Consider the following 25,698-nt stretch of genomic DNA (forward strand, 5'->3'; position numbering starts at 1 on the left):
TTATGCGCCGAACTACATGATAAGACGGATTAAAGCAATCGCTAGAATTCCGACCATCACAATTTTCATTAAGTCCTTCGTATAGTAACCTACCATTAAAGCAGGGATGCTGGCAAGTACTTCCGGCCCTTTAATCGTTGGCCAATTTCCAGTTTCAAAATTCAACAGACTTTGAATTAACAGTGCAAATAAAATACAAAGGGGTAAATAAGATAAAAATATTTCTGCGGTTGGTGGAAATTTTATTTTTTTGGCAAAAGCAAAAGGTAGAATTCGAGGAATCCAAGTGACCACACTACAACCTAAAATTAATATCAGTATATTGCTAGCCATCGTGAGTCACCGTCCCAACCAAACAGCCAATAAGAGTCGCCATAATTACTGCAATTTCAGCAGATGTAAAACGCATAAATACAACTAAAGCAATTAAAACACTCGCTAAAACTTGCAGTGTTTGTTTCGTTCGTTTTTTTAACGGCATCTCAATTTGAAACAGACATAACCCTAGAAACATCGCCGTTAATGCAAAATCTAAACCAAAGCGATTAGGATCAGGAATAAATTGTCCTAATAGACCGCCTCCTATATTGGCTAAAATCCAAGTAACGTAAGCTGCTATATTTAGTCCATGCATCCACTGTGCTGTCAAAGGCTGTCTTTCTTGAAGTGCCGTCGTTAAAACACCATATGATTCATCGGTTAAAAGTGTGCCAATACCAATATTATTTAGAAGAGAATCTGATTTAAAATAGCTCGTGACGGATAAACTCATCAAAAAATGCCGAGAATTCACAAGAAAAACCGTTAAAATAATAGTCGAAACCGGTGCATGAAGCGCTAATAAACCACAAATAATAAATTGTCCACTACCAGCATAAACCAATAACGACAATAAAAAAATTTCAAAAATAGAAAGTCCGACCCCTTTTTCTACGACCCCGGCGGCAAAACCAATCCCTACATAACCAAGCATTGTGGGTACACAAGCTTTAATTCCATCGGAAAAACTTTCATACTGCTGTGTTTCTGCCACAAAGATACCCCCTTCTTTTCGTTTGCTTTTAATCATAACGAAAAAAAGAGGGCAAGACAAGAAATTGTCAGAAAATAAATAAAATTCGTTCTTCTATCTAATTGTATGGTCGTTACCATTGCCACGGAAATAACCCGTCTTACAATTAATCGTAACGATATAATAAGGTAAAGCTTTTTCAGAAATTCCTTTTAATAAAGAAGATCGGGTATTCGTAGCAAATAAATTATAGTAACCTTCTCCATTTTCAATGGTCACGGGCTCTAAATAATAGCCACCGGCTACGATATATCCTCGGTCAATACAAGTTTGAATCACTTTTTCTTGAATACCAGCATTCCATACCCAAGCTGTATTATTAGTATCTGCTACTGCGCTAGGATTTATTGCCATAATCGGTGCATTATTATTATTTGGCTGCATATTAGGTGATGCTTCTGCCGGCAAGTTGTTACTTTGTTCACTTTCACTTTGCGCATTATCATTAGCCGCTTTTTTTGCAGCAGCTGCTTGTGCTTCTTGTTGCTTTTTGGTTTCAGCAGCTTCTTTTTTGCTTAATACGTCATCTACTTTTTCTAAATTTGCCTTTAAAGTTTTCTTTTGATTTCCTTCAACCAATTTTGCGACGGCTTTTTGAGCTGTTTGATATTGTTGACGTGTCGCATTATCTTTGACTTTTTCATCGGTATAAACCACAGCTACTGCTTTTTTTGCAGTATTTAAATCGTTTAATTGTGACTTGGCATCACTAATAACGTTATTGATTGTCTTAGAAAATTCATCGTCAGTAGTCAAAGGCTCAATATCGATGGTACTTCCTTTAATCGCAGTAGCTGGTTTTATTTCTGAACCCCTTACCACAGGGGTTTCAAATAGATTGTTTACTTGCGTAATAATATCCATTTTTTCTTGAATACTTTTTATTTCGTTTGTTAGTTCTTCCGTGTTATCTTTTGTTCCAGCGGACTTGGCTGCTTCTTTTAGATTATTTACTTGCGTCGTTAAATCAGCAAGTTGATTTGCTGTTTTATCAGACTTAATAAACTGATGTGTGTTATCTGTATAAAAGTCAGCAAGTTGAGTTTGAATCGCTGTCTCTTGTTTTTCTATTTTTTGCTGCTCTTGCTGGGCTTGTGCTTTTACATTTTGATCGTGAACATAATAACCATACCCACTGCCCCCTAAGATAATCGCCGCAGCTAAAAGTACAAACGGCCATTTTTTTCGTGGAGATTTTGACACTTGTTCTGTTGAAGACAGATTATCGATTTTCTCTTCTTGATCAGGGCGTACTGCTTCTCCTTGATCCCCTATAGGAGAGGCACTGTTATCAAGAGCCTCGTCTTTTTCAGTGATGGGTTCTATTTGGTTTACAGTAGAGGAATCGTCATTTTCGGGGAGATTTTCAAGTTGTTCCTTCTCCGAACTTTCAGCTGCGGTTTCAGCCATATTTTCTGTTTCCTGGTCATTCTTTATTGCTGTTCCTTCATTTGAAAGTTTTTCGCCATCCACAATCGGCTCACTTACTTCTGATTCTGCAGTCTTAATTTCAGCTATTGGTTCTAAATTGTCGTGAACACTATTCTTTGTTTCTTCCAGATCCGTATGACTTTTTTGGGATTCAATCTGGTCATTTTCAGGAACAGGAAAAGATGCTTCTTTCTCCTGGTCTTTATCATCTTCAGCCGTCGGCAGCGTCTCTTCATAATCATCTTTATGCTTTTTGATGTAATCGGCTAAAATTGGATTCACATCAGCTAAATCATCTTCTTTTGTGGCTTCATTTAAGGATTCTTCCATCACTGAGCCAATTGAAACATCTTTAAAATCCGACCATTTGACCGAATCATTATTTTCGCGATTATTCTCTTTAATCGTTGCAAGTTTTCCGGCAATATTTTCTTTTATTTCTTCACCACATCGCGGACAAACCATTTGACCGTTAAGCGGTTCAAACCCGCAGTGGGGACATTTATTAATCACTGTTTTTCTTGCTTCCTTTCTGCATAAAACTTTGATTCTCTCCTAGTCGACTAAAAAACTGCCAAACTATCTAGTCTATTATAAACGTTTACGCTTAGGATAGGAAGTTAGGATTTTATTAAGAAAGTGACAGTTATAAATCACTTGTTAAAGTCCTTTAATCTATTGAAACAATTAAAACTTTCCATAACTATTTCTGTTATAAATTCTTAGAAAAATTTTTATTTTCATCATCGTGGACATTTTTTCATTTTGTTCATCACTTCAATATACTTTTTATACCCATTTTGCAATTGTTAGGTAGAATAAAAATTGACGTAAAAAAACTGTTACCTTGCTTGCACAAAGTAACAGTTAAACTTTATTCTAAGAAATCTTTTAGTTGTTTTGAACGAGAGGGATGACGTAATTTCCGCAAAGCTTTTGCTTCAATTTGACGAATTCGTTCTCTAGTAACGCCAAAGACTTTTCCGACTTCTTCTAGCGTCCGTGTACGACCATCATCAAGACCAAAACGAAGACGCAACACATTTTCTTCACGGTCTGTCAAGGTATCTAGAACATCTTCTAGCTGCTCTTTTAAGAGTTCGTATGCAGCATGTTCAGCTGGACTAGTTGCTTCTTGGTCTTCAATGAAGTCTCCTAAATGCGAGTCATCTTCTTCACCAATTGGCGTTTCCAATGAAACCGGTTCTTGCGCAATTTTTAAAATTTCGCGCACTTTTTCAGTTGGTAAATCCATTTCTGCACCAATTTCTTCAGGTGTTGGTTCCCGTCCTAAGTCTTGTAGCAATTGGCGTTGAATTCGAATTAATTTGTTAATGGTCTCAACCATATGAACGGGAATCCGAATTGTCCGGGCTTGGTCGGCAATCGCACGGGTAATCGCTTGACGAATCCACCAAGTAGCATAAGTAGAAAATTTGAACCCTTTACGATAATCGAATTTTTCTACAGCTTTCATTAGCCCCATGTTACCTTCTTGGATTAAATCCAAAAATTGCATACCACGCCCAACATAACGTTTGGCAATGGAAACAACTAAACGCAAGTTTGCTTCAGCTAAACGTTGTTTTGCTTCTTGATCGCCTTCTTCAATTTTTAAGGCTAATTCAACTTCTTCTTCAGCCGTTAAAAGTGGAACGCGACCGATTTCTTTTAAATACATACGCACAGGATCATTAATTTTAACTCCTGTTGGTGCGGACAAGTCTTCTTGTTTGGCTGCTTCTGCTTTCTTTTCATTGCTCTTTAAGCTGTGAACAGACGGTTCGCCATTCTCGTCGACAACGCTAATACCAGCATCCTCAACTTTTTGGATTAATTTGTCCATTGCGTCAGCATCTAATGAAAAAGGTGTGGCCAATTTATTGGACAACTCGTCATAAACGACTTGGCCATTGGGTTTATTTTCTTTGATAAAGGCACTTACCGCTTTATCATACTCTGTTTTTTGTTCTTTTGCCATGAAAAGAAGGCCCCCTTTGTGTAATTAAGCTTGCTGCAATTGCTTGGTTAAATCTATTATTTCAACTGCCAACTCTAATGCCTGCTGCATATTGCCCAATTGACTTGCTTCTTGCTGCAGAAATTTCTTTTGATTAATTTTTTCAGCAATGCGCGCCTTTTGGAATAATCGCAAAATGCTTTTTATTTCTTCTTCAGAAGAATCTTGCGGTACATTAAGGTAGGCAATTTCAATCACTTTATTTTTTATTGTCGTTTCCGTCAAATAATCGAGAAAATCTGGTAATGAAAAACTACCAAAACTTTCAATAAAGTTCTCATACATAAAATAAATCGTTTGGTACTCATCATGTATAAAAACCAATTCCACTTGCTGCAGACGATTCAGTAGCGAATTATCATTAAAGAGCCGATACAAAATTAACTGCTCCCCCCGCTCTACCTGAGTCAAGGGACGTTTAACTGTCTGAGTTGCAGGCGTCGTTTTTACTTCATGGGCGCCAAATTGTGGTGCATCCTCATAAGCAGTATTTTGCTGTGGCGGTTTTGCCGCCTCTTGTCGACGTTTTTGTTTAAACGCACTTAGTTGTTGTTGCAACGTTTCCCGACTTAAATGAAACTCTGTTGCGATTTGGGTCAGGTAGCGATCTTGGGCTAATAAGGAATCAACTTTTGCCAATTCATGCAATAAATCCGTAACATAGTCTAGCTGTTCTTTTTCGTTGCCAAGATTACGATTTTGCCGTAAATACGCCATCTTAAAACCAAAAACAGTTTCCCGGCCATGATAAGCTAGTTCATAAAAAGCGGCACTGCCGTACTTTCGAACATATTCATCTGGATCAAGTTTTTCTGGTAACTGTAAAATTGCTAAATCCAAACTACTGTGTTCGTCTAACATACCAATAGCGCGATCTGTCGCTGCTAAACCTGCCTTATCACCATCGTAACTAATGACAATTTCGCCAGCAACGCGTTCAATTGCTGCAATTTGTTGGCTCGTTAAACTTGTTCCCATACTCGCAATACCATTTTTAACCCCCGATTGCCAAGCTGCGATAACGTCCATAAACCCTTCAAATAGAAAAACGGTATTTTCTTTACGAATAATCGGTCGCGCTTTATCAAAGTTAAAAAGAACTTGCCGTTTGTTAAACAATTCGGTTTCCGGGGAATTTAAATACTTCGGTTGATTTTCTCCTGGAAAATCCGGTGTTGTTAAAATTCGCCCAGAAAAACCAATTGTCTTTCCCTTTGCATCATGAATGGGGAACATAATCCGTTGATAAAAGCGATCTGCTAATTCACCATTTTCCCGTTCAACAAAAAGTCCTGACTGCGCTAAGAGTGCTGCCTCTACTTTTTCGTTTGCAAAAACTTGCCGCAAAAATTGACGTTCATTTGGTGCAAAGCCGATTTCAAACTCTTTAATCAACTCTTCTGTTAAGCCGCGACTTACTAAATAATCTAAGGCTACTTGTCCAGCAGCGGTGTTTACCAACATATGGTGATAAACTTCCTTTGCTTTTTCATGAAGCTTAATTAATGCGTGTTGGGGTGAATTGCCAACTTGTGTGGTCGGCTCCATCTTGTATGCGGCAGCAAAAGGAATTTGTTCAATTTCAGCTACTTTCGCCACAGCTTCAGGAAAAGTTAGCCCTTCTAATTCTTCGACAAAACCAAAGACGTTTCCTCCCCGTCCGCAACCAAAGCAGTGAAAAATCTGCTTGTCTTCTGCTACAGAAAATGAAGGTGTTTTTTCTTCATGAAACGGACACAAGCCAACATAATTTTTGCCGGCTTTTTTGAGCTGGACGTACTGACCAATGACTTCGACAATATTACTCTTTTCACGAATTTCATCAATTACATTCTGAGGTATTCTAGCCACTTCAACTCACCTCCAGCCTGCAAATTATTAAATAATTGTTATCGGTAAAAAATCGCACTAATTAAAAATCAGCGCGACTTCAAAAAAGACCCAATAATACAAACTATATTCTAACATATTCCCATTGTTTTTCAAGTCTTACGCCTAAAAGAGCGCGATTTGAAAAACAGCGATAAAAAAGAGGGAAATAGAAATAATTTATATTCGTCTTTGACTATTTCGGAGTTAGAAACAATTGTATTTTATCATTACCCCTTATTTATATTGATCTTCTAATTTACTCATCCATGCGCCTAATAACGCGCCAAGAATACACAATACCAAGCAACCCGCATAGCCGGCAAAACTAAAACCATTATAATTGGTTGGAATAATCATCACTGTTGAAGCAAATACAATCCCTAAAATAAAATGGAACAGTTGTGGATATGCTTTACTAAAAATATAATCCATGACTTTAGACAAACCCAACACGGTGATAATGCCGCCAATACCAATGGGAATGATAACGCTGAAATTTAAATCTTTAATGCCATCTGACATTGCTTTATACATACCCATATAAACCAAAAAGTTAGATGGGCTAAGACCAGGTACGATCATCCCTAAACCAATTAACCCCCCTGCAATAATCCAGGTGAAAAAATTCTGCTCTACATGGGAAAATAAGCCAGACCCTTTCCACAAAAATAAAAACCCTAACGTAAAGCTAATAATTAAAATAATAATTTCTCTGGTGCTACGTCCTTTTTTACCAGCTTCTTTCCATAAAGCTGGGACTGTTCCAATAATACACCCCACAAAGAACCATAAAATAATTGTTTCGTAAGTTCCTAGTAAGAAACTTACCACAAAAGATAATAAGAAGACCCCAGTAATACCACCTAAACCAATTGGAATAAAAAATAAAATATTTTCTTTAAAGTTACGGGTAATATGCGCTAAAAAGGAAATAATACGCTCATAAATACCAAAAATTGCAGCTAACGCCCCCCCAGAAACGCCAGGTAAGATAAAACCCGAACCAATGAACATTCCTTTAACAAAGCGTAATAGCCAATCTTTTGTTTTCGCCTCTTTTGACACTGATTTCTCCATTGTCCCAAAACACTCCTCATGATTACATTCAAGTTAAGTAACCCAATTAATAAAATCCCTTTTAAAGTTTAGCATACTGATTTCTTCTTGCAAGCTAAAATAAGAAGTTGGTCCAATGGATTTTCTTTTCATTTAATTTCACGACATCCGCATAAAACATATTCCCGCCATTATGGTATAAAAATCCGCCATTATAAAAAAAGGACTGAATTCCCCAATAACGATATTTTGTTTTATCTTGATTTCCTAAAATTGGCGATAAAACATCTTTTGAATATTTTTCTGCCAATTCGACTGTATTTTTACCCCCATTTTTTGCTACAAAATCAATATAATCCAATCCAAAATTATAAGCTTGTACAGCAGTCCAAATATCACAATTGGCAGCTTGCGCTTTTTTTACCGCGGTTGCCAAAAATTTAACGCCGGCATCGATACTTTCATCAGAGGTGGCAATTTTATTTTGTTCGCCATAACTACTCTCTGAACTCTGCATAATATCTGCCCCTTGTCCTTTTGATTCGGTAAAAATAATTGCTTGTGCAAGTTTTTCTTGGGCAGGAATTTGATATTTTTTTACTGTCTTTGTTACAGTTGCATCATATTGATGTACTTGTTTTAGTATTTGATAATTTCGGTAGCCAACAACGAGAATCCCGATGAAGGCAATCACAATTAAACTTTTCAATACAATTTTGCCAATTTTTTTCAACATAGAAACCATCCAAACGTTTTAAGTATTTTTCTATACTACTATTTCTCTTTTCTGATGGCTATTACAAAACAATTTCTTTGCAATAATTTTAGAAAAACAAAATATTTCACAGCAGCTTACAATATTGTTTGGCTAAAATTACCCATATCATTGTTCATAACTTTAGCCAATCGTTATAATAAAAGAAAAGGAGGGTGCCTATGACGACTGGATTTATTACCTTAAGTGATCAAACCAAACTATACTATGAACGTTATGGTGCCGGTAAACCCTTAATTTTTTTACATGGCAATAACAGTAGCGGCCGCTATTTCCAAAAGCAAGTGCCTTTTTTTGCCCAATATTTTGACTGTCTTATTGTCGACACTCGCGGACATGGCCGTTCTAATAATTATGCTAAAGAGCTCAATTTTCGTCTTTTAGCCGGGGATTTAGCAGAAGTAATGGAACAATTAAATCTTTCCAAAGCATCTATTTTAGGTTTTAGCGATGGGGCAAATTTGGCCATGGTTTTTGCTCATATTTTCCCCGAAAAAGTGGATCGTCTTATTTTAAATTCTGGCAATTATCGGTTAAATGGTGAAAAATGGGCAACAAAAATTGTCACGCAATTGGGTTATTTTGTATTTGCATTTTTAGGCCTTTTTAGCCCCGCTTTTTATCGGCAAAAAAATATGTTGGGATTAATGATTGATGATTTACCAATAAGTACGACGGATTTGAGTCACATTACGGCCAAAACATTAGTCATTGCAGGCACACATGATCTCATTAAAACCCGTCATACAAAAAAAATTGCAGCACTGTTACCCAATAGTAAGTTAGTTTTTATTGACAACGCTGGCCATACTGCTGCCTCTAGTCACTCGAAATTTTTTAATCATGTTGTTTACAAATTTTTACAAGAAAAGTAGGTGTTGATATGCAAAAAATTATTGCCAAAGTAAAAAGCTACGAAAGTATTTTAAAAACAATTTTTCTTTTAGCTGTTATTGTCATCGTGGTCGGCGAACTTATTTCAATTAGTAAAACCATCAATGTCACCCAGTTAAAAGCGACATTAGGTGATGTGCCAATTTATAAAGTCTTTTTAATGTTTATCATCGGTCTTGTCGCGGTCTTGCCAATGGTGGGTTATGATTTCACATTAAACAAGATGTTAAATTTGAATCACAAGAAGAGTTATATTTTTGAAATGAGCTGGTTAATAAATACGATTAACAATATTGCCGGCTTTGGTGGTTTTATTAGTATTGGGTTACGTTCAGAGTTTTTTGGTAAAGGTAAAAATGGTAAAGATGTAGCCAGTGCACTATCTAAAATATTAATCTTCTTAATGTCTGGTCTTTCCATTTATAGTTTGATTTCTTTTTTCCTCGTTACTTTTACCGATATTAATCCTTATTTAAAACAGTATTGGATTTGGTTAATTGGCGGAGGCTTGTATTTTCCAGTTGTTTTGTTAATTACGCATTTTAAAAAGACTGGTTTACTCGGCGGGTTAAAACAACAGTATCGTCTTGAACTCATTGTTTCTTCTTTTCTTGAGTGGACAGGCGTAGCGGGTTCGTTTTTAGCAATTGGGTATTTGATGGAAGTTCCTTTTCCTTTATGGCAAGTTTTACCTTTATATATTGCAGCCTCTGTCATCGGGATTGTCTCTATGATTCCCGGCGCATTGGGTAGTTTTGATATTATGATGATTCTAGGGTTGTCAAATCTGGGCATCAATCGTGAAACTGTTATCGCTTGGCTTTTGCTCTATCGAATTTTTTATTACTTGATTCCTTTTGCCATCGGTTTGGTGCTTTTTTTCAAAAACTTATGGACACAAGTGGATGGGCGTTATTCTGGTATTCCAAAGCAACTTACGTTAGAAGTCTTTCACAAAATTGAAGTTGTCATGCTTTATTTTTCTGGCATCATGATGGTCCTAATGGCAACGATTCCGCAAGCATTTTCAGAATTTAAATGGTTGCAGCACGTCAATCCATTTCGCTTTCATATTATAGTACAATTTCCAAGTATCATTTTAGGATTCAGTCTGTTGATTATGGGGCGCGGTATTGCTTCACGAGTTAAACGTGCCTATTTCCCGACGATTATGTTAATCGTGGCCGCTATTATTTATACGTTTTTAATTGACTTTAGTCTAGCGGCAGTCATTTTCCTAAGCCTGATTTTACTGATTACAATTTTATCCAAAACTGAATTATTTCGTGAACAACTCGTCTATTCTTGGGAACAATTAACTTTTGATGGAGTTATTATCGGAGGTTTAACCCTGCTTTATTTGATCATTGGAATTTACAATCTCCCAACATTTCCTCATCATCACCGAAAAACCATCAGCTTTTTCTTATTCCCTTCTGAAAAACTATGGTTTTCAGGCTTTGTAGCTATTTTAGTCATTGCATTGTTTATTTTGCTTTTTGTTCGTTATTTACAAGGAAAAAAGAAACAACCTGGAGAAACTTTTGATGAAACAAAAGTCAGTCATATTTTGACAACATATGGCGGGAACTCAGATTCACAATTAGTCTACCTAAAGGATAAAAGTATTTATGTCTACAATGATGGTAGTGATGATACTGTCTTTTTACAATTTGCCACTTACAATAATAAAAATGTGGTGATGGGCAGTCCCAATGGTAAAAAAGCAGACTTTGAAGCTGCCGTTGCCCAATTTATTCACGATGCCGACTTGTTGGGATATTTACCTGTCTTTTATGAAACAGATGAAGATACGGTCATGATTTTACATGAATTAGGCTATGACTTCATCAAAATGGGAGAAGAAGCACTAGTTGAATTGGATACATTTACTACCTCAGGTAAAAAAATGAAAGGTACTCGTGCCGTTTTAAATAAGATTGAAAAAAATGGTTTTACTTTTGAAGTTTTACAACCGCCTTATTCAGCTGACCAGATGGCAACATTCAAAGAAATTTCGGATAGTTGGCTTGATGGACGTAAAGAAAAAGGATTCTCACTAGGATTTTTTAACGAGGAATACTTGCAACGTGGTCCAATGGCAGTTGTCAAAAACAGCGAGGGTCAAATCGTTTCTTTCGCCAATATTATCCCTACTTATACCAATGAGATTGGTACTATTGATTTAATGCGACATCATGCTGACAAAGCGCCTTCTGGCAGTATGGATTTCTTGTTTGTTAATTTATTTGCCTATATGCAAGACCAAGGTATTCAATATTTTGATTTGGGAATGGCACCTCTGTCCAATGTCGGACAATCCCGGAAAAGTTTTATTCAAGAACGTATCGCTTATCTGGTTTATGAATTTGGTTCACGATTCTACTCTTTCCAAGGTCTGCGAGATTATAAAGAAAAATATGCCAGTCAGTGGCGTTCTCGTTATACCTTATACTCTCGTGATAGTTGGATTGCCTATGTTATGTTAGCTATTTTATTTATTGACAACCGTGGGATTGATAAAAAAATACCATTGCATGGTGTCAAACGCTTCTTGAAACGTTAAAAGATTTACTTTTCTACAAACTAAAAAAGCTGCCACGAAAATATATTTCGTGACAGCTTTTTTATATCATACGCCAATGTTTAAAAGGATAATAAACAAAGCGTGCTTTTCCTAGAATATCTTCTGATTTAATGGCGCCAAAAGAACGACTGTCTTTTGAAATACGTCGATTATCCCCCATTACAAAGTAACTATCGGGACCCAATTTTTTTGTGCCCGTGAGTTCTTCTAAAGAAAAATCATTGGTAAAGGAACCAGCGTCTGTGACATGTTTTTTATTGGCAGACAAAAATGGCTCGGAAACGACTTTGCCATTAACGTAAAGTTTATCATTGTCATAATGTAACTCATCACCTGGAAGAGCTACTACCCGCTTAATATAAGTAGTACCACTGGCAAGTTGAAAAACAACGACATCAAACCGTTTGATTTTAGAAATTTTTTCCATGATAACCATGTCCCCTTGCTTTAAGGTGGTTTCCATCGAATTTCCTTCTACTGGTACTGGAATAAGTAAAAATCCACGTACTAAAAAGGCAATAGCAAAAGCAATAATGGCATATTTTATTGTCATCCAAAAATAGTCTTTAAACTTTCTCATACCATTTCTCCTGCATCATTTCTGTGAAGCCATTTCTTTTTGCAATTCGTCAATACCTTTATGATAAGCCTCATCATGGGTAGTGATTTGGGTAGTTAATTGCTTTTCAATCGCATCGACAGTCTCTTTATTTAAACTTGGTGAGATAGACAATTTGTGCTTCCTTTGAAAATCTTTGAGAGCAGTAGTCGTTTTTTCGTCAAACGTATCTCCTTTAGTGTCATAGCCCAACGCACTTAAAAAGCGATTCAGGCGTTTGACATTCTCTGAGGTCTGCCCTTGTTTCAAATTTTTGTCCCGTGGTAACGGTGCTAAATAAGCATAATCAGGAAAATCCGCCTTAATAGTGGGTTCCAAGCCTTTTTCGTGGATCCAATTACCTTTTGGTGTAAGCCATTTGCTGACAGTCAGTTTCAAACTGCTTTTAGCATCTATTGGACTAACAGTTTGTACAGTTCCTTTACCAAATGTTGTAGTCCCAATAATTGGCACATGGGCAGACTCTTTTAAAGCAGCCGCAAAAATTTCTGAAGCCGAAGCAGAGCCACCATCCACTAAAACGACAGTTGGTTCATTTACTTTAAACCCTTGGTCAAACTTTTCACCAGCAATTGCTTTTGAAACGGTGCTGTGGTTGTCTTTAAATTCAACAATGGTTTGGCCATCTTTTAAAAACATGCTAGCCATTTGTTCCACTTGATCTAATAACCCACCAGGATTTTGCCTTACATCTAATATAAAAGATTTAGCACCTTGCTTGCGCAGTGAAGTAATCGCATCTTTTAATTCTTTGGCCGTATTCTCGCCAAAACTAGTAATTTGCAAAATTCCAATTTGCTTATCTTCTTTACTAATCTTCTGTGTTACTGTGTGCAGCGGAATCTTATCTCGTTTTAAAGTGACTGCAAAAGTTTCGCTTCCACGTTTGATTTGCAAAACAACTTCAGTTCCTTTTTTCCCCCGAATTTTAGTGACAACTTCTGCTAACTTTTTGTCTTTTGTGGTCATATCATCTACTTTTAAAATGATGTCTTGGGCTCTCAAACCACCTTTAGCGGCAGGGGTATCTTTTATAGGTGCCTGAACAATTTCAGGATAATCATTTTTAATTTGTAAAGTAGCGCCAATCCCTTCAAAACTATCCGATAATGACTGATTTAATTGATTAGAACCATCTTCATCTAAAAAGGTTGTATAAGGATCCCCTAAAGCTTCCGTCATTCCTTTTAGCGCGCCATTTACTAACGTTTTGGAATCAACATCGCGATAGTAGCTACCTTTTATCTCATCGTATAACTGATGAACTTGTGCTAAATCATCATTTTTTTGTGCAACTGTTTCTTTTTGCAATTCGTGGATTGTCCCATATAAATAACCGCCACCGCCAAAAAGAAGAGCCGTTACCGCTAGTGAAACGACATACAATTTAATGGATATTTTCTTCATCTTTGGCCTTCTTTCTTAACGATTGTTTTCCACATATTGCTCATAAATTCGGTCGAAAATATCCATACTCGATAGATAATCAACATTCATTTCCAAATAACTAGACAACTCATCATAATCACCAGTATGTTTGGGAAATTGAATATCATGACTTACATGATTAGCAAAAACCTGTTCTTCACTTAAATGGTTGGGTCCTTTCAAAGTTAAAACATAGTGATAAAAACTTCTACGCATCAAAATCCTCCCAGTGCTCTTTGATAAACTCTGCGCGTCTTTGATGATTTAAAGCAAAATTGCTTGGATTTTTTTTATAATAGTCTTGATGATACCCTTCAGCTTCATAAAAAGGTTGTGCTGGTTCGATTTTTGTCACAATAGGGTCAGCAAAAACACCACTATCCGCCAATGCTTGACGGCTTTTTTCAGCTGCAATTTTTTGTTCTTCATTTAAATAGAAAATTACTGGTCGGTAGTTGTCCCCACGGTCTTGAAATTGGCCAAAGGCATCAGTAGGATCTGTTTGTTGCCAATAAATTTGCAATAATTCTTCATAGCTAATAATTTTGGGATCAAAAATAATCTCCACAGCTTCTGTATGTCCTGTGGTGTGGGTCAAAACTTGTTCGTAAGTTGGGTTTTCAACATGACCGCCTGTATAACCAGAAGTCACTGTATAAATTCCGGGTTGTTCATCAAAAGGTTGCACCATGCACCAAAAGCAACCGCCGGCAAAAATTGCACGTTCCATCAAATCATTCCTTTCTTTCAGGTAAATATAAGCCCACTTGAATCTCATCGTCAATTAAATTGATTTTTTTAGCTTTGACAAAAAGACCAGTTGGTAGTTGAAATTGGTCCAAACGCAAGGTAATCGATTTATCTTTAGGCGTCACATCAATCCAATCAGGAAAATCATAACCACGCTTCACTAATTTCATTACCTCTTCAATTGGTAACCCTAGAGTACCAATGGACATACTTTTAGCTCGTAATTGAATATTACCATTTTCCATTACATAAGGATCAAAATACAAGTAAAATTGCACGGGAAAATTTAATACTTTGGTTTCACCAGAAAGCATCGCTTCATTTTCCAAAGCAAATTGATATTTTACACTACTGTCTTTTTGAAAATCTGTTAAATAATAATCAATTAGGGTATTTAACTGACTTTTATTCATAGATATCGTGGTAACTTCTTGTCCTTGTTTATCTGAGACCTTAGCGGATTTACTGTAATTTGGTTCTCTATTTGAAAAAATTCTGGTACCTAAAAATATACCTGAGCCAATAATAAAAGCAGTTAAGACCAAAAAGGCGATCTTCCACCCATTCATTTTTTTTATAGTAAATTTTTTTTGATTTTGTTTTTGTTCGCGCGTTTGTACTGGCTTATTTTCAGTCATATGCGACTACTCCTCGTCTTGATTCACTTCTCTATTTACTTTTTCACTAGCCACTCAGCTTGCGTTTTAATCAATTCATCTCGCAATGCATTGGCCATTAATTGATACCCCAAATTATTGGGGTGAAATTTGTCTTGATCGTACAATGCATTGTTATCCACAATATTTAAATCACTACTGTCAGAGCTTTTTAAATTTGCTTCTGAAGAAGAGTCTAGCGTACTATCAATCCCCACTTCATTATCCAAACCACGATATAATAAATCATTAATTGGAATAAAATGAACATTTTGAAACTTCTTGGTGGTTGTTTCTGTAGCCAAATTCCAATTATCCACAATTTTTTGCATATCGGTAATTTCAGGAAAGTTCAAATAAAAGGGATTATAAATACCAAAAACATAAATCGGTGCATTTTGATTTTCACTTTGCATTACTTCAATTATTTGCGCTACTCTTTTTTGATATTTTGCTTGTGGCTTTTGAAATGTGCTAATCGAAAGACCGAAAAAATTATCCTGAATAACTTTCATTAAATCATTGCCACCAACAGTTAAGGTTAAAATATCCGCTGTTGCTATATTTTTTAGAATTTTTTTCTCTTTTTTGATCCGTTTTAAAATCTGATCACTTCGTTCACCCGCAACACCATAATTTTCTAATTCGACGCTCGTTAAGCGATAACGTTCTTCAATATCATTTGCAACAATCGGGACAAAACCACCTCGTTTGGTCTCATCACCAATTCCTTCGGTTAAAGAGTCCCCCACGGCTACAAAATGAACTTTTTCTTTTTGATTTTTCACCACTTCGGTAGTCGTTTGTTCCAATATTGGCTTTGCAGCTGGAATCGCTTGATTTAAAACAATATAAATAAGCATGGCGCCAATTCCCACGATTAAAATGGTAATCAGGGGTTTAAAAAATTTCAAATGCTAAACCTCCTCTTTTTAAAACTAAGCTAAAAAAGCTGTAGTACCGCTTATTTTAGCAAAAAAAAACGTAAAAAGGTAGTTTCTTACTTCGATACTAACAAAGCTTTACATTTTCCTATTGCGGTTTAGGTAATCATCAAATTTTGCAAATGAAAAAGAAGCTAAAACAAAAAGCGTTCTTTCAGACTATAATCTCAATTATTTAGATAAATTTTCCTAATTCACTTTCCTATTTATCTAATGGCAATTGATTATTTAGCTTGCTTTTTGTTTTAACTTCCAATTATTAATCTTCTGTATAATAGGTAATGGCAAAAGCTCCCTTGCCTGTATGGGTCGCAATAATTGGCGTTGTATGCAACAAAGGAATATGCATATCTGGAAATAATTCTTGCAATTCTTTTTTGAATTCTTCACATAATGACAAACCATCTGCATGAGAAATGCCAATACTTTTTACGTTTGTTTTTTGTTGCAATTCTCTTTTCAAACCTTCAAACCACTTCGTAAAAGTTTTTGTTCCGCGTCCTTTTACAACGGGAATTAGTTCAGAATGATCAAAGTCCATTACAACCCGCATATTCAATAAATTAGATAAAATTCCGGTAGCACGACTGATTCGTCCTCCTTTGACCAAATTATCCAAAGTTGAAACGCCAATGTAAAGTTTCGTATTTTCACGTACTTTTTCAACTGCTGCTAAAACGTCAGGTAATGAATTGCCAGCTTGAGCCATTTCTGCAGCCTTAATTACTTGAAAAGACAAGCCTTGATCCGTTGTATCGCTGTCAATCACTGTAACGTCACTTTTTGATAAGTGACTAGCTTGGCGGGCAGCTTCTACTGTGCCACTTAATCCCTTCGTCATATGAATAGATAACACTTGACTGCCATCTTCCCCTAGCGCATCAAAAAGTTCAACAAATTCACCAATCGGCGGTTGACTGGTTTTGGGTAACTCTTTGGCACTCGCCATCATACTCATAAACTTTTCACCTGGTAGCGTTTCATCATCTTTATATAAGACGCCATCAATCATCACCGATAAGGGAACGATTTCAATGTTTAATTTCTCTTGTAATGCTTTTTCCATCGTACACGATGAATCCGTAACTATTTTAAGTTTTGCCATGGTTCCTTCACTCTTCCTTTAACATTGATCATCTTCATGTTAAAATACAGCTAAACATGCTCTGTCATTAAGTATAACAGAGACATTTTGTTTTTTCATTAATTTTGAAACATTCCCTAAAAGGAGGCTGTCATTACATGGATAAACCGCAATTTTCCCGCAAGTATTTAATCGTAAATGAAGTCTTAAACGCCGTCACCCATGGCATTGGTTGTGGCTTGGCAATAGCTGGCCTAGTTATCTTATTGATTAAAGGTGCACGCTTGGGCTCGCCGCTGCATATCGTTTCTTATGCAATTTATGGCGCCATGATGATTCTGCTTTTTTTATCCTCTACTTTATTTCATAGCTTAATTTTTACCAAGGCAAAAAAAGTCTTTCAAGTATTTGATCATGATTCCATTTTTCTTTTGATAGCGGGTAGTTATACCCCCTTTTGCCTGCTCAGCGTTAAAGGTTGGTTGGGTTGGGCATTATTTACATTAATTTGGTTATTGGCAATTAGCGGTGTTGTTTATAAATCGTTAACATTGCATAAAAAAGACACAGTTTCTAAAGTTTCTACTTTAATCTATTTATTTATGGGTTGGCTTTGTTTGGTTGCCGCCAAGGATTTGTGGTTATCCTTAGGAAGCGTTGGCACTGCACTTTTAGTTTCTGGAGGAGTAGCGTATTCAGTGGGGGCGCTTTTTTATAGTCTTAAAAATGTGCGCTTCATGCACGTTGTCTGGCATTTATTTGTGATGTTAGGGGCGGCCCTGATGTATTTTTCCATTTTACTTTATACGTAAAAAAAGATACCCATAAAAACGGGACACGTTCCAAAATTTGCAAAAATTTATGTATGTTCCTTTACTATAAAAAACGCCCTAAAACTCACTTTAGGGCGTTTTTTTCAGCTTAATCTACATGAATGCGTTCATATTCTTCAAAGGTATGGGGAAATTTATTTTTTTCATCTACTTTTCCCGCTGCTTTTTTTATTAGACGCCAGTTTTCCCATTCAATTGCGGGAAAGTACGTATCCCCTTCAAAAGAATCTTCAATTACCGTGCGAAAAATGTAATCACATTGAGGCAATAAAGCAGTATAAATTGCTGCACCTCCTGCAATAAAGACGGTTTGATCTTCATTCTTGGCAAAGTCAATAATTTCGTTGACATCATGCATCACATACACGCCTGCAGGAGCTTGATAATTTTCATTGCGCGTTAAAATAATAGTGGTCCGTCCCGGTAGCGGTCGTCCGCCCATGCCTTCGAAAGTTCGACGTCCCATTACTAATGTTTTGCCAATTGTCATTTCTTTAAAAAATTTCAAATCATCAGGTAAATACCAAGGCAATACTTCATTTTTACCGATTAAACCATTTTGATCTTGGGCCCAGATTGCTGCTAACATAATGGTCTCCTTTCAAATTTACTACTCACTTATTATTACTAAAGATTTAAACTGCAATTGGCGCTTTAATTGTTGGATGTGGGGTATAATTTTCCACTTTAATATCTTCCATTTCAAAGTCAAAGACAGAATCTTTTTCCTGATTTAAAATCAAGGTTGGGGCTGGTCGAACATCTCTAGATAGCTGTTCTTTCATCTGCTCAATATGGTTTTGATATAAATGGGCATCCCCTAAAGTGTGTACAAATTCTCCCACCCCAAGACCTGTTTCATGGGCAATTAGGTGCGTTAGTAATGCATAACTGGCAATATTAAACGGTACCCCTAAAAAAACATCGGCACTTCGTTGATATAATTGACAACTTAACTTGCCGTCAGAGACATAAAATTGAAACATTGTATGACAAGGGGGTAACGCCATTGAGGGGATGTCTTCTGGATTCCAAGCCGTTACAATTAGACGACGAGAATCAGGATTTGTTTTAATCATCTCAATAACATCTTTAATTTGATCAATGAAAGTACCATCTTGCTTTTCCCAATGCCGCCACTGATAGCCATAGATATGACCAAGATCTCCATGTTTTTTGGCAAATTCTTCATCTGCGACAATCTTTTCACAAAAGTCGGTCATTTGTTTTTGATATTCTTCATTAAATTTTTCATCCACCAATGAACGATGACCAAAATCCGTCATGTCAGGTCCGTTATAGTCATCACTTTTGATATAGCGTTCAAACGCCCACTCATCCCAAATATGATTATTATGTTGTAACAAATAACGGATATTGGTATCTCCTTTTAAAAACCACAGCAATTCGCTTTTAATTAGACCAAAAGGAACACGTTTTGTAGTTAGCAAAGGAAAACCCTCATTTAAATCAAAACGCATCTGATAACCAAATAAACTTTTGGTTCCCGTCCCAGTTCGATCGCCTTTATCATGACCTTCTGCTATAAGTTTTTTACCTAAGTCTAAATATGCTTGTTCCATGAATATCCTCCTCAAATTACACTCATAAATTCATTACTCAGTTGCAAATTCACTTAAATATTCCCAACGCTGCATTTTATCTTCTAAGATTTTTTCTGACTCACTAATCTGCTTTTGTAATTCTTGTAGTTTCGTAAAGTCCGCCCCTTGATGATTCATTTCTTCAGTTAGTGTAGCAATTTTTTCTTCTAATAACGTAATATCTTCTTCAATTGTTTGCCATTCTTTTTGTTCCATATACGTGAGCTTTTTCTTTGTTGTTGCTTCTTTTGTTAAACTTTCTGCTACTTTTTTAGTGGTAGTTGCTACGGAAATGTCTGCTGTATTTTCAGCTAAATAATCCGTGATACTACCAAAATAAGAATTAATAACCCCGTTTCCCTTAAAGACCAATAATTTTTCTGCTACTTTATCTAAAAAATAGCGATCGTGAGAAACCGTTAAGACAGCGCCAGGAAAGGTATCTAAATAATCTTCTAAAACTGTTAATGTCGCAATATCTAAGTCATTTGTTGGTTCGTCCAATAATAAAACGTTGGGTTGACCCATTAATAATTTCAATAAAAACAGACGACGCTTTTCGCCACCAGATAACTTGCCAATTGGCGTGCCATGTGTCTGACGAGGAAACAAAAAGCGTTCCAACATTTCAGTTACGCTGACTTGAGTTCCGTCATTTTTTTTGACCATTTCAGCTACTTCTTGCAAATAATTAATCATCCGCTGATTCGGATCCATTACATCATTTTGTTGAGTATAATAAGCCATTCTAACGGTCTCACCAATCGTTAAAATACCGCTTTGCAAGGGAATTTTACCACTAATAATATTGAGCAATGTCGACTTACCGGCACCATTTTCACCTGTAATACCAATTCGTTCACGTGCTTGAACTAATAAATCAAAATTAGTTAAAATTACTTTATTATCGTAAGCATAATTTGCTTGTTTAAATTCAATTACTTTTTTGCCAAGACGCTTGGTTGCCATTTCAATGGCAACTTGCTCCTCATTTTTGGTTTGTCCCATACTTTCTTTTAAATCTTCAAAACGATTAATTCGTGCTTGTTGTTTGGTTGTTCTAGCCTTGGCACCTGCTCGCATCCAGGCGAGCTCTTGTTTGTAAAGCTGTTTTTTCTTTTGCTCTACTTCAGCATTTACTCGTTCTCTTTCAGCTTTTGCGGCTAGATAATGTTCATAATTCCCACTAAATTCTTGCAATTCTCCATTGGAAAGTTCAAAAATCCGATTGGTCACGCGATCTAAGAAATAGCGATCATGAGTGACCATTAAAAGAGCACCGCGATAATTTTTCAAATAATTTTCCAACCATGTAATGGCATCGTAATCCAAATGGTTAGTAGGTTCATCTAACAAAAGTAAATCAGGTTCATCAATTAAAACTTGAGCTAAGCCTACACGTTTTTGCTGGCCCCCTGACAAATTCTTGATTGGTTCATGTAACTGATGAATGCCTAATTTTTGCAAAATAATTTTAGCATTCGTATCGGTTTGCCAAGCATCTTGTTCATTCATCGCAGCTTCTGCTTTTGCAAAACGCTTTTGGGCCTGATTATTGTTACCATCTTCTGCTAGTTGCTGTAAAGCCTGCTCATATTCTCTCACTACTTGAACTTTTATACTGTCGCTTTCAAAGACTGCTTGCAAAACAGTTTGATTATTATCAAAGTCACTTTCTTGCGCTAAATAAGCAATACGATAATCTTTTGCATAGTCTAGAGGATTCAAATCGCCGTCACCACTTTCAATTCCGGCAATAATTTTTAACAAACTACTTTTACCCGTCCCATTAATCCCGATTAAACCAATTCGATCTTTTTCATGAATCATAAAGTTTAAATCGTAAAACAATGTTTTTTCACCGTAAGTTTTGTGTAGTCCCGTTACCTTTAATTCTTTCATCTGTCACCCTCCAATGTCTCAAACATTGTACCATTATTTGCTAAAAAAAACAGGTAGGCATTTTTGTTAATCAGCTAATTTTTAGACATTGAATTTTAGCTTATAAAGCATAAGAAATGCATTTAATTATCTTTTTTTAACTTATCACTATGTATTGAAATATAAATGCGCACTTACGGTCTCTGTAGATTCTAGCCCTAGCATTAAAAATCAAATAAAAAACACTACTGTGGGTAAGTAGTGTCGAAAAACAGGTCTTAGATTTTTCTAAAAAAAGGAATTTTTGGTAAATTACCGGTTTGTCCCATTGCGTAAGACTCCAGAAGATTGACTTTACGACGGTATTCATTGGCAGCAAAAGTTGTAATCGTCCCTGCTGTTTCAAATAAATCAATTACTTTTCGTTCTAAATAATATCCGCGTAACATTTCTTTAATATAAGCTGGATCTTGCCGAATCATAACAGCAGCCATAAAATCGTTTAGTTCTAATCGCCCCATCATATTTTGACGCTGTTCTAAGAAATGGGCGATAATTTTTTCATCATAAACCCCATCTAAACTAGATAAACTTTGTTTAATTAACTTTGTATTACGCAAATACACTTTCTTAATTTGGCTTAAATCATTGGGCTGCATTTGTTTAGGAGCATTTTGTCTTCTTTCCAGGAACAGTTTAGGGTGTAAAATTACCCGAATAATCCGTCTAACCACTAATAACCAAAATGCAAGGAATGATAAAATCTGCTGACCCACAGAATGTTGAAAATTAGGGCGGATTTTATAATGAACTTAGCCACCTAGTAAAATAAAAAAACGTCATCGCAAAATTTCATGTATTATTGAGGTTCCACAACCAATCAATAAAGGATGAAATCACGATGACGCAACTTGAGAATACCACAGTATCACGCAAAGGAAAACACCTAAATTTTGCGGAACGCTTAAAAATCGAAGCTTGGAAATCTCAAGATGAGCCGCTATCCAACAATCGTATCGCAAAATTACTCGGGCGTGCCCGCCAGACAATTCATACTGAAATTAAGGATGGCACGATTCGTCAAATTCGTCACCAAAAGCAACGAGGTAAAGTCTACGAGTATGACTATTTTGTTTACTCTGCACAAGCCGGGCAGGCGGCCTATGAAAAAGCGCGACTTCATTCAGTAAAGCAACCTAAATGGGTCAGTGCGCCAGACTTTATGGCCTACGCAGATCATATGATGAAAGTCAAAAAGTACTCGCCAGATGCCGTTGTTGGACATGCAAAGCGCGAAAAACTCTTTCCTCATGAAGAACTTCCTAGCACAAGCTCTTTGTACAGATACATCGATCTCGGGGTGATGGATACCAGCAATATCGATCTGCATCTTAAAGTCAAACGTAGTCCGAAGAAGGCACGCATCACTAAGAACAAGCGAATTTTAGGTGAATTGATTGAAAAGCGGCCTGATGTGGTGGATAGCCGAGAAGAATTTGGTCATTGGGAAATTGATACGGTGGTCGGTCTGCGGACAGGCAAAGACCACGCACTTTTGACCCTAACCGAACGGAAAACCCGCTACGAGATTATCATCAAAATTGATGGCAAGGCGGCGGACCCTGTCAATCGCGCCCTTAAAACTTTACAAGAGGCTGCCGGGAAGGATTTTGCGTTATTGTTCAAAACAATCACTTCAGACAACGGGACCGAGTTCTCCAGTATCTCGGAACTTTTGTCTGAGGTGACAGCGGTGTACTTCACGCATCCGTATTCTTCATGGGAACGAGGCACCAATGAGAATCATAATGGCATCATCCGACGATTTATTCCCAAAGGCACACGTTTGGCAGAGGTCTCCTTTTCCCATATCAGGCGTGTGCAAGACTGGATGAACAATTATCCAAGGCGTATTTTAGGCTACGCAACGCCATTGGAGTGTCTTGTGACTGAGCTTCAAACCTTAGTGAAGGGCCCGGCTGCCGCAGGTGCTTGACAACGAGCCTCCTAGGGCATGGTGGAGGCTGGGCTGTTCATAGGCTTACTCCCAGAACATCGGCCCACCTCTGCTTATCGCAGATACCATGCCCTAGCTCATTATCAAGCACCTGCTAGAAGGAACATCAAACTGAATAACAAGCGAATCTCAATAGGTGGCTAAGTTCTACTTGAAATTTGCGTGTTGAAAATTAGCAATAAAACGGGAATAAAAACGATACGTATTGCCATCAATTTCACGGCGACGAAAACTTTCATCTAAACCATCCCGTTCAATGCCAATAATTAAAGCTTGAATTTCTTGTACTTCTTGACGTTCGCTTTCCGTCATAGCCACCGTATAGGTATCCCACATGCGATTCTCATAACTTTGAATTACAGCTTTCAATGCAATTTGTTCATTTTCTGTTAATGTTTCATCCTGTTGATCCTCTTTTAGCTCTTCTTTGACTTCAGCCAAAATAGCTAGACCTTTTTCATCAACCGGCACTTCAGCTTCACCATCCGCTAATTGCGGCAAAACCGCTAAACTGATGAGCAAACTCAACAAAATAACACCGGCAGTCAAAAACAATAAGACGCTGCGTTGGGGAAATAACTCACCATGAAGACTCGTCGGTAAAATAAAAATAGTAGCTAAACTGACAGTTCCTTTAACGCCGCCAAAAGTTAAAAGTAAAATTTCCTGCCAAGATTTTGCTTTGCTTTTTTTGGCACTAAACAAATTCAATAGCAGTAGGAAAACAAAACGAATTAAAAATAAGATGACGGTAACTGCGACAATAACCAATAATAATAACCAGTTAGCATAAACATCACTTTCCCAAATGGGCGAGAAAACTTGCGAAATTTCAATTCCCAAGAAAATAAAGACGAGACCATTCAAGGTAAAGACAATCGTATTCCATGTTGCCGTTGAGACATTAGCAAGTTCGGCTTGAAATAAAGTAACTTTTTGACGCCCAGTTGCTTGCATCACTCCCGCTACCACTGCTGCAATAATTCCAGATACACCAATTATTTCAGAGAAAACGTATGCCACAAAAGGTAATAATAACTCAATTAGCAGATATGCGGTCACATCTTGTGCAGATAACTGTTCAATCAGCCGCATTAGTCGCCTTTTTCCCCATACGACAACTATACCGACAAAGGCGCCTCCAAGACTGGCAAACAGAAGTCGCCAAGAACCTTGCCAAACAGAAAAACTTCCTGTAATTAAAGCAATCGTCGCAAATTGAAAAGCTGTGACACCAGATGCATCATTTAAAAGACCTTCTCCTTCTAAAATACGCATCACTCGAGCAGGAATCTTCAAAGATTTAGTAATCGAGGAGACCGCAACTGCATCCGTTGGACCCAAAGCCGCTCCAAAAGCCATACAAGCCGCTAGTGGAATCGTGGGCATTAAAGTATGCAAGGTTATTCCCACCGCCAACAAAGTCACAAGGACACCACCAAAAGCTAAAGAGAGGATTGTCCCAAAATTTTTAAAAATAACGGGCAAATCTGCATGTTCCCCTTCGCGAAATAGCAATGGAGCAATAATTAAAACGAGAAAAATTTCCGGTCTAAAATTCAATGTCCGCCCATAACGCGATAAGCCAACTAAAACACCGAAAAAGATTTGAATGAAAAAAATAGGAACGGTCGGAATAACTTTGGCAAAAATATTAGAAAATGTAATAGCAACAGCTATTAAAATAATTAATTCAACTAACTCCATGCCTTACTCCTTTTGTTTAAATTCACATAATAATTTTAAAAAGATTTCTTTGCGAGCAACAATTTTTTGTTCAAGTTCCGTTAATTCCGCTGGCTCTTCTTCCAACTCGATCTGAGCTCTTTTAGCCTCTAAACGCAAAAGCTCGTGTTTTAAGCGCTCTAATTTACGATAGCTAAAAAGATTTTTACGCCGCACTCTTTCTAAAATGCGTCGTCTTTCAGCCATTGTTAAACTGCCATATTTTACCCGCAATAAATTCATTTGTGTTTCAAAGTCTTTACTCATGATTTTTCTCCCTTAAAAATGTCTCCCTAACAGTAGCGCAAAGAATGCAAGATGACAAGTAACAATAGTGACAGCCAAATAGAAACGTTTAATCAAACTCATTCTGAAAACTTTTAAAATCGATTATTTAAGATATTTATCCAATTCAGTCAAAAAGGTGTAGCAAAAAGCGCCACACCTCAA

24 protein-coding genes are annotated in these 25,698 nt (G+C 36.8%); 4 read left to right on the forward strand and 20 right to left on the reverse strand.

Going from position 1 to position 25,698, the window contains the following annotated elements:
- Nucleotides 1-12: 12 nt before the first annotated feature.
- The 7 genes from RK01_RS05740 to RK01_RS05770 all read right to left on the reverse strand — a co-directional run bounded on the left by RK01_RS05740 (nt 13) and on the right by RK01_RS05770 (nt 8,187).
- Entirely contained in the window at nt 13-333 is a 321-nt protein-coding gene (locus tag RK01_RS05740) for an AzlD domain-containing protein (protein WP_016172344.1), read from the reverse strand.
- A complete protein-coding gene (locus RK01_RS05745) occupies nt 326-973 on the reverse strand; it encodes an AzlC family ABC transporter permease (protein WP_417033786.1) in 648 nt (215 codons plus the stop codon). Before RK01_RS05745 ends, RK01_RS05740 begins: the two co-directional genes overlap by 8 nt.
- 153 nt (nt 974-1,126) lie before the next feature.
- Entirely contained in the window at nt 1,127-3,016 is a 1,890-nt protein-coding gene (locus tag RK01_RS05750; RefSeq protein WP_016172346.1) for a cell division site-positioning protein MapZ family protein, read from the reverse strand.
- Nucleotides 3,017-3,377: 361 nt separating this feature from the next.
- The gene (rpoD, locus tag RK01_RS05755; protein ID WP_016172347.1) at nt 3,378-4,484 is read right to left on the reverse strand and encodes an RNA polymerase sigma factor RpoD; all 1,107 of its coding nucleotides are present in this window, start codon (nt 4,482-4,484) and stop codon (nt 3,378-3,380) included.
- A gap of 24 nt (nt 4,485-4,508) precedes the next feature.
- Entirely contained in the window at nt 4,509-6,374 is a 1,866-nt protein-coding gene (dnaG, locus tag RK01_RS05760; protein WP_016172348.1) for a DNA primase, read from the reverse strand.
- A gap of 255 nt (nt 6,375-6,629) precedes the next feature.
- Nucleotides 6,630-7,472, reverse strand: a complete 843-nt coding sequence (locus RK01_RS05765; protein WP_016172349.1) for a DUF368 domain-containing protein — start codon at nt 7,470-7,472, stop codon at nt 6,630-6,632.
- 94 nt (nt 7,473-7,566) lie between these two features.
- Nucleotides 7,567-8,187 carry a lysozyme family protein gene (locus RK01_RS05770; protein ID WP_016172350.1) on the reverse strand — a complete coding sequence of 207 codons (621 nt, stop codon included), beginning with the start codon at nt 8,185-8,187 and terminating at the stop codon, nt 7,567-7,569.
- Between the two features lie 200 nt (nt 8,188-8,387).
- Between RK01_RS05770 and RK01_RS05775 the strand changes: the two genes are divergently transcribed.
- Nucleotides 8,388-9,101, forward strand: a complete 714-nt coding sequence (locus tag RK01_RS05775; RefSeq protein WP_016172351.1) for an alpha/beta fold hydrolase — start codon at nt 8,388-8,390, stop codon at nt 9,099-9,101.
- An 8-nt stretch (nt 9,102-9,109) separates the two neighbouring features.
- Entirely contained in the window at nt 9,110-11,686 is a 2,577-nt protein-coding gene (gene mprF / locus RK01_RS05780) for a bifunctional lysylphosphatidylglycerol flippase/synthetase MprF (RefSeq protein WP_016172352.1), read from the forward strand.
- A 61-nt stretch (nt 11,687-11,747) separates the two neighbouring features.
- Here mprF and lepB read toward each other — a convergent pair whose 3' ends face one another.
- The 7 genes from lepB to RK01_RS05815 form a co-directional block, all read right to left on the reverse strand.
- A complete protein-coding gene (lepB, locus tag RK01_RS05785) occupies nt 11,748-12,287 on the reverse strand; it encodes a signal peptidase I (protein WP_016172353.1) in 540 nt (179 codons plus the stop codon).
- 15 nt (nt 12,288-12,302) lie between these two features.
- Nucleotides 12,303-13,733, reverse strand: a complete 1,431-nt coding sequence (locus tag RK01_RS05790) for a S41 family peptidase (protein WP_016172354.1) — start codon at nt 13,731-13,733, stop codon at nt 12,303-12,305.
- A gap of 15 nt (nt 13,734-13,748) precedes the next feature.
- Complete coding sequence (locus tag RK01_RS05795) at nt 13,749-13,970, reverse strand: YozE family protein (protein ID WP_016172355.1); 222 nt, start codon at nt 13,968-13,970, stop codon at nt 13,749-13,751.
- Nucleotides 13,963-14,484: a peptide-methionine (S)-S-oxide reductase MsrA gene (msrA, locus tag RK01_RS05800; RefSeq protein WP_016172356.1), complete on the reverse strand. Its 522-nt coding sequence runs from the start codon at nt 14,482-14,484 to the stop codon at nt 13,963-13,965. The genes RK01_RS05795 and msrA overlap by 8 nt, the downstream gene beginning before the upstream one ends.
- Before the next feature lie 4 nt (nt 14,485-14,488).
- On the reverse strand, nt 14,489-15,142 hold the full coding sequence (locus RK01_RS05805; protein WP_016172357.1) for a YpmS family protein: 654 nt from the start codon (nt 15,140-15,142) through the stop codon (nt 14,489-14,491).
- 35 nt (nt 15,143-15,177) lie between these two features.
- Nucleotides 15,178-16,023: an SGNH/GDSL hydrolase family protein gene (locus tag RK01_RS05810; protein ID WP_195515626.1), complete on the reverse strand. Its 846-nt coding sequence runs from the start codon at nt 16,021-16,023 to the stop codon at nt 15,178-15,180.
- Between the two features lie 340 nt (nt 16,024-16,363).
- Complete coding sequence (locus RK01_RS05815) at nt 16,364-17,209, reverse strand: DegV family protein (protein ID WP_016172359.1); 846 nt, start codon at nt 17,207-17,209, stop codon at nt 16,364-16,366.
- A 137-nt stretch (nt 17,210-17,346) separates the two neighbouring features.
- Between RK01_RS05815 and trhA the strand changes: the two genes are divergently transcribed.
- Nucleotides 17,347-18,000 carry a PAQR family membrane homeostasis protein TrhA gene (gene trhA / locus RK01_RS05820; RefSeq protein ID WP_016172360.1) on the forward strand — a complete coding sequence of 218 codons (654 nt, stop codon included), beginning with the start codon at nt 17,347-17,349 and terminating at the stop codon, nt 17,998-18,000.
- A gap of 109 nt (nt 18,001-18,109) precedes the next feature.
- Here the strand turns inward: trhA and RK01_RS05825 are convergent, their stop codons facing one another.
- The 4 genes from RK01_RS05825 to RK01_RS05840 form a co-directional block, all read right to left on the reverse strand.
- Complete coding sequence (locus tag RK01_RS05825; protein WP_016172361.1) at nt 18,110-18,610, reverse strand: dihydrofolate reductase; 501 nt, start codon at nt 18,608-18,610, stop codon at nt 18,110-18,112.
- 46 nt (nt 18,611-18,656) lie between these two features.
- Nucleotides 18,657-19,604 carry a thymidylate synthase gene (locus RK01_RS05830; protein WP_016172362.1) on the reverse strand — a complete coding sequence of 316 codons (948 nt, stop codon included), beginning with the start codon at nt 19,602-19,604 and terminating at the stop codon, nt 18,657-18,659.
- Nucleotides 19,605-19,637: 33 nt separating this feature from the next.
- The gene (locus RK01_RS05835) at nt 19,638-21,455 is read right to left on the reverse strand and encodes an ABC-F family ATP-binding cassette domain-containing protein (RefSeq protein WP_425592504.1); all 1,818 of its coding nucleotides are present in this window, start codon (nt 21,453-21,455) and stop codon (nt 19,638-19,640) included.
- A gap of 329 nt (nt 21,456-21,784) precedes the next feature.
- Nucleotides 21,785-22,132 carry a hypothetical protein gene (locus RK01_RS05840; protein WP_244874980.1) on the reverse strand — a complete coding sequence of 116 codons (348 nt, stop codon included), beginning with the start codon at nt 22,130-22,132 and terminating at the stop codon, nt 21,785-21,787.
- Between the two features lie 275 nt (nt 22,133-22,407).
- Here RK01_RS05840 and RK01_RS05845 point away from each other — a divergent pair, with 275 nt between their 5' ends.
- Nucleotides 22,408-23,502, forward strand: a complete 1,095-nt coding sequence (locus RK01_RS05845; protein ID WP_016172365.1) for an IS30 family transposase — start codon at nt 22,408-22,410, stop codon at nt 23,500-23,502.
- A gap of 168 nt (nt 23,503-23,670) precedes the next feature.
- On the opposite strand, the gene RK01_RS05850 is transcribed toward RK01_RS05845, so the two are convergent.
- Nucleotides 23,671-25,230, reverse strand: a complete 1,560-nt coding sequence (locus RK01_RS05850) for a cation:proton antiporter (RefSeq protein WP_016172366.1) — start codon at nt 25,228-25,230, stop codon at nt 23,671-23,673.
- 3 nt (nt 25,231-25,233) lie between these two features.
- Nucleotides 25,234-25,515: a hypothetical protein gene (locus RK01_RS05855; protein WP_016172367.1), complete on the reverse strand. Its 282-nt coding sequence runs from the start codon at nt 25,513-25,515 to the stop codon at nt 25,234-25,236.
- Between the last annotated feature and the right edge of the window lie 183 nt (nt 25,516-25,698).

This window comes from Enterococcus dispar ATCC 51266, assembly GCF_000406945.1.
GTDB lineage: Bacteria > Bacillota > Bacilli > Lactobacillales > Enterococcaceae > Enterococcus_C > Enterococcus_C dispar.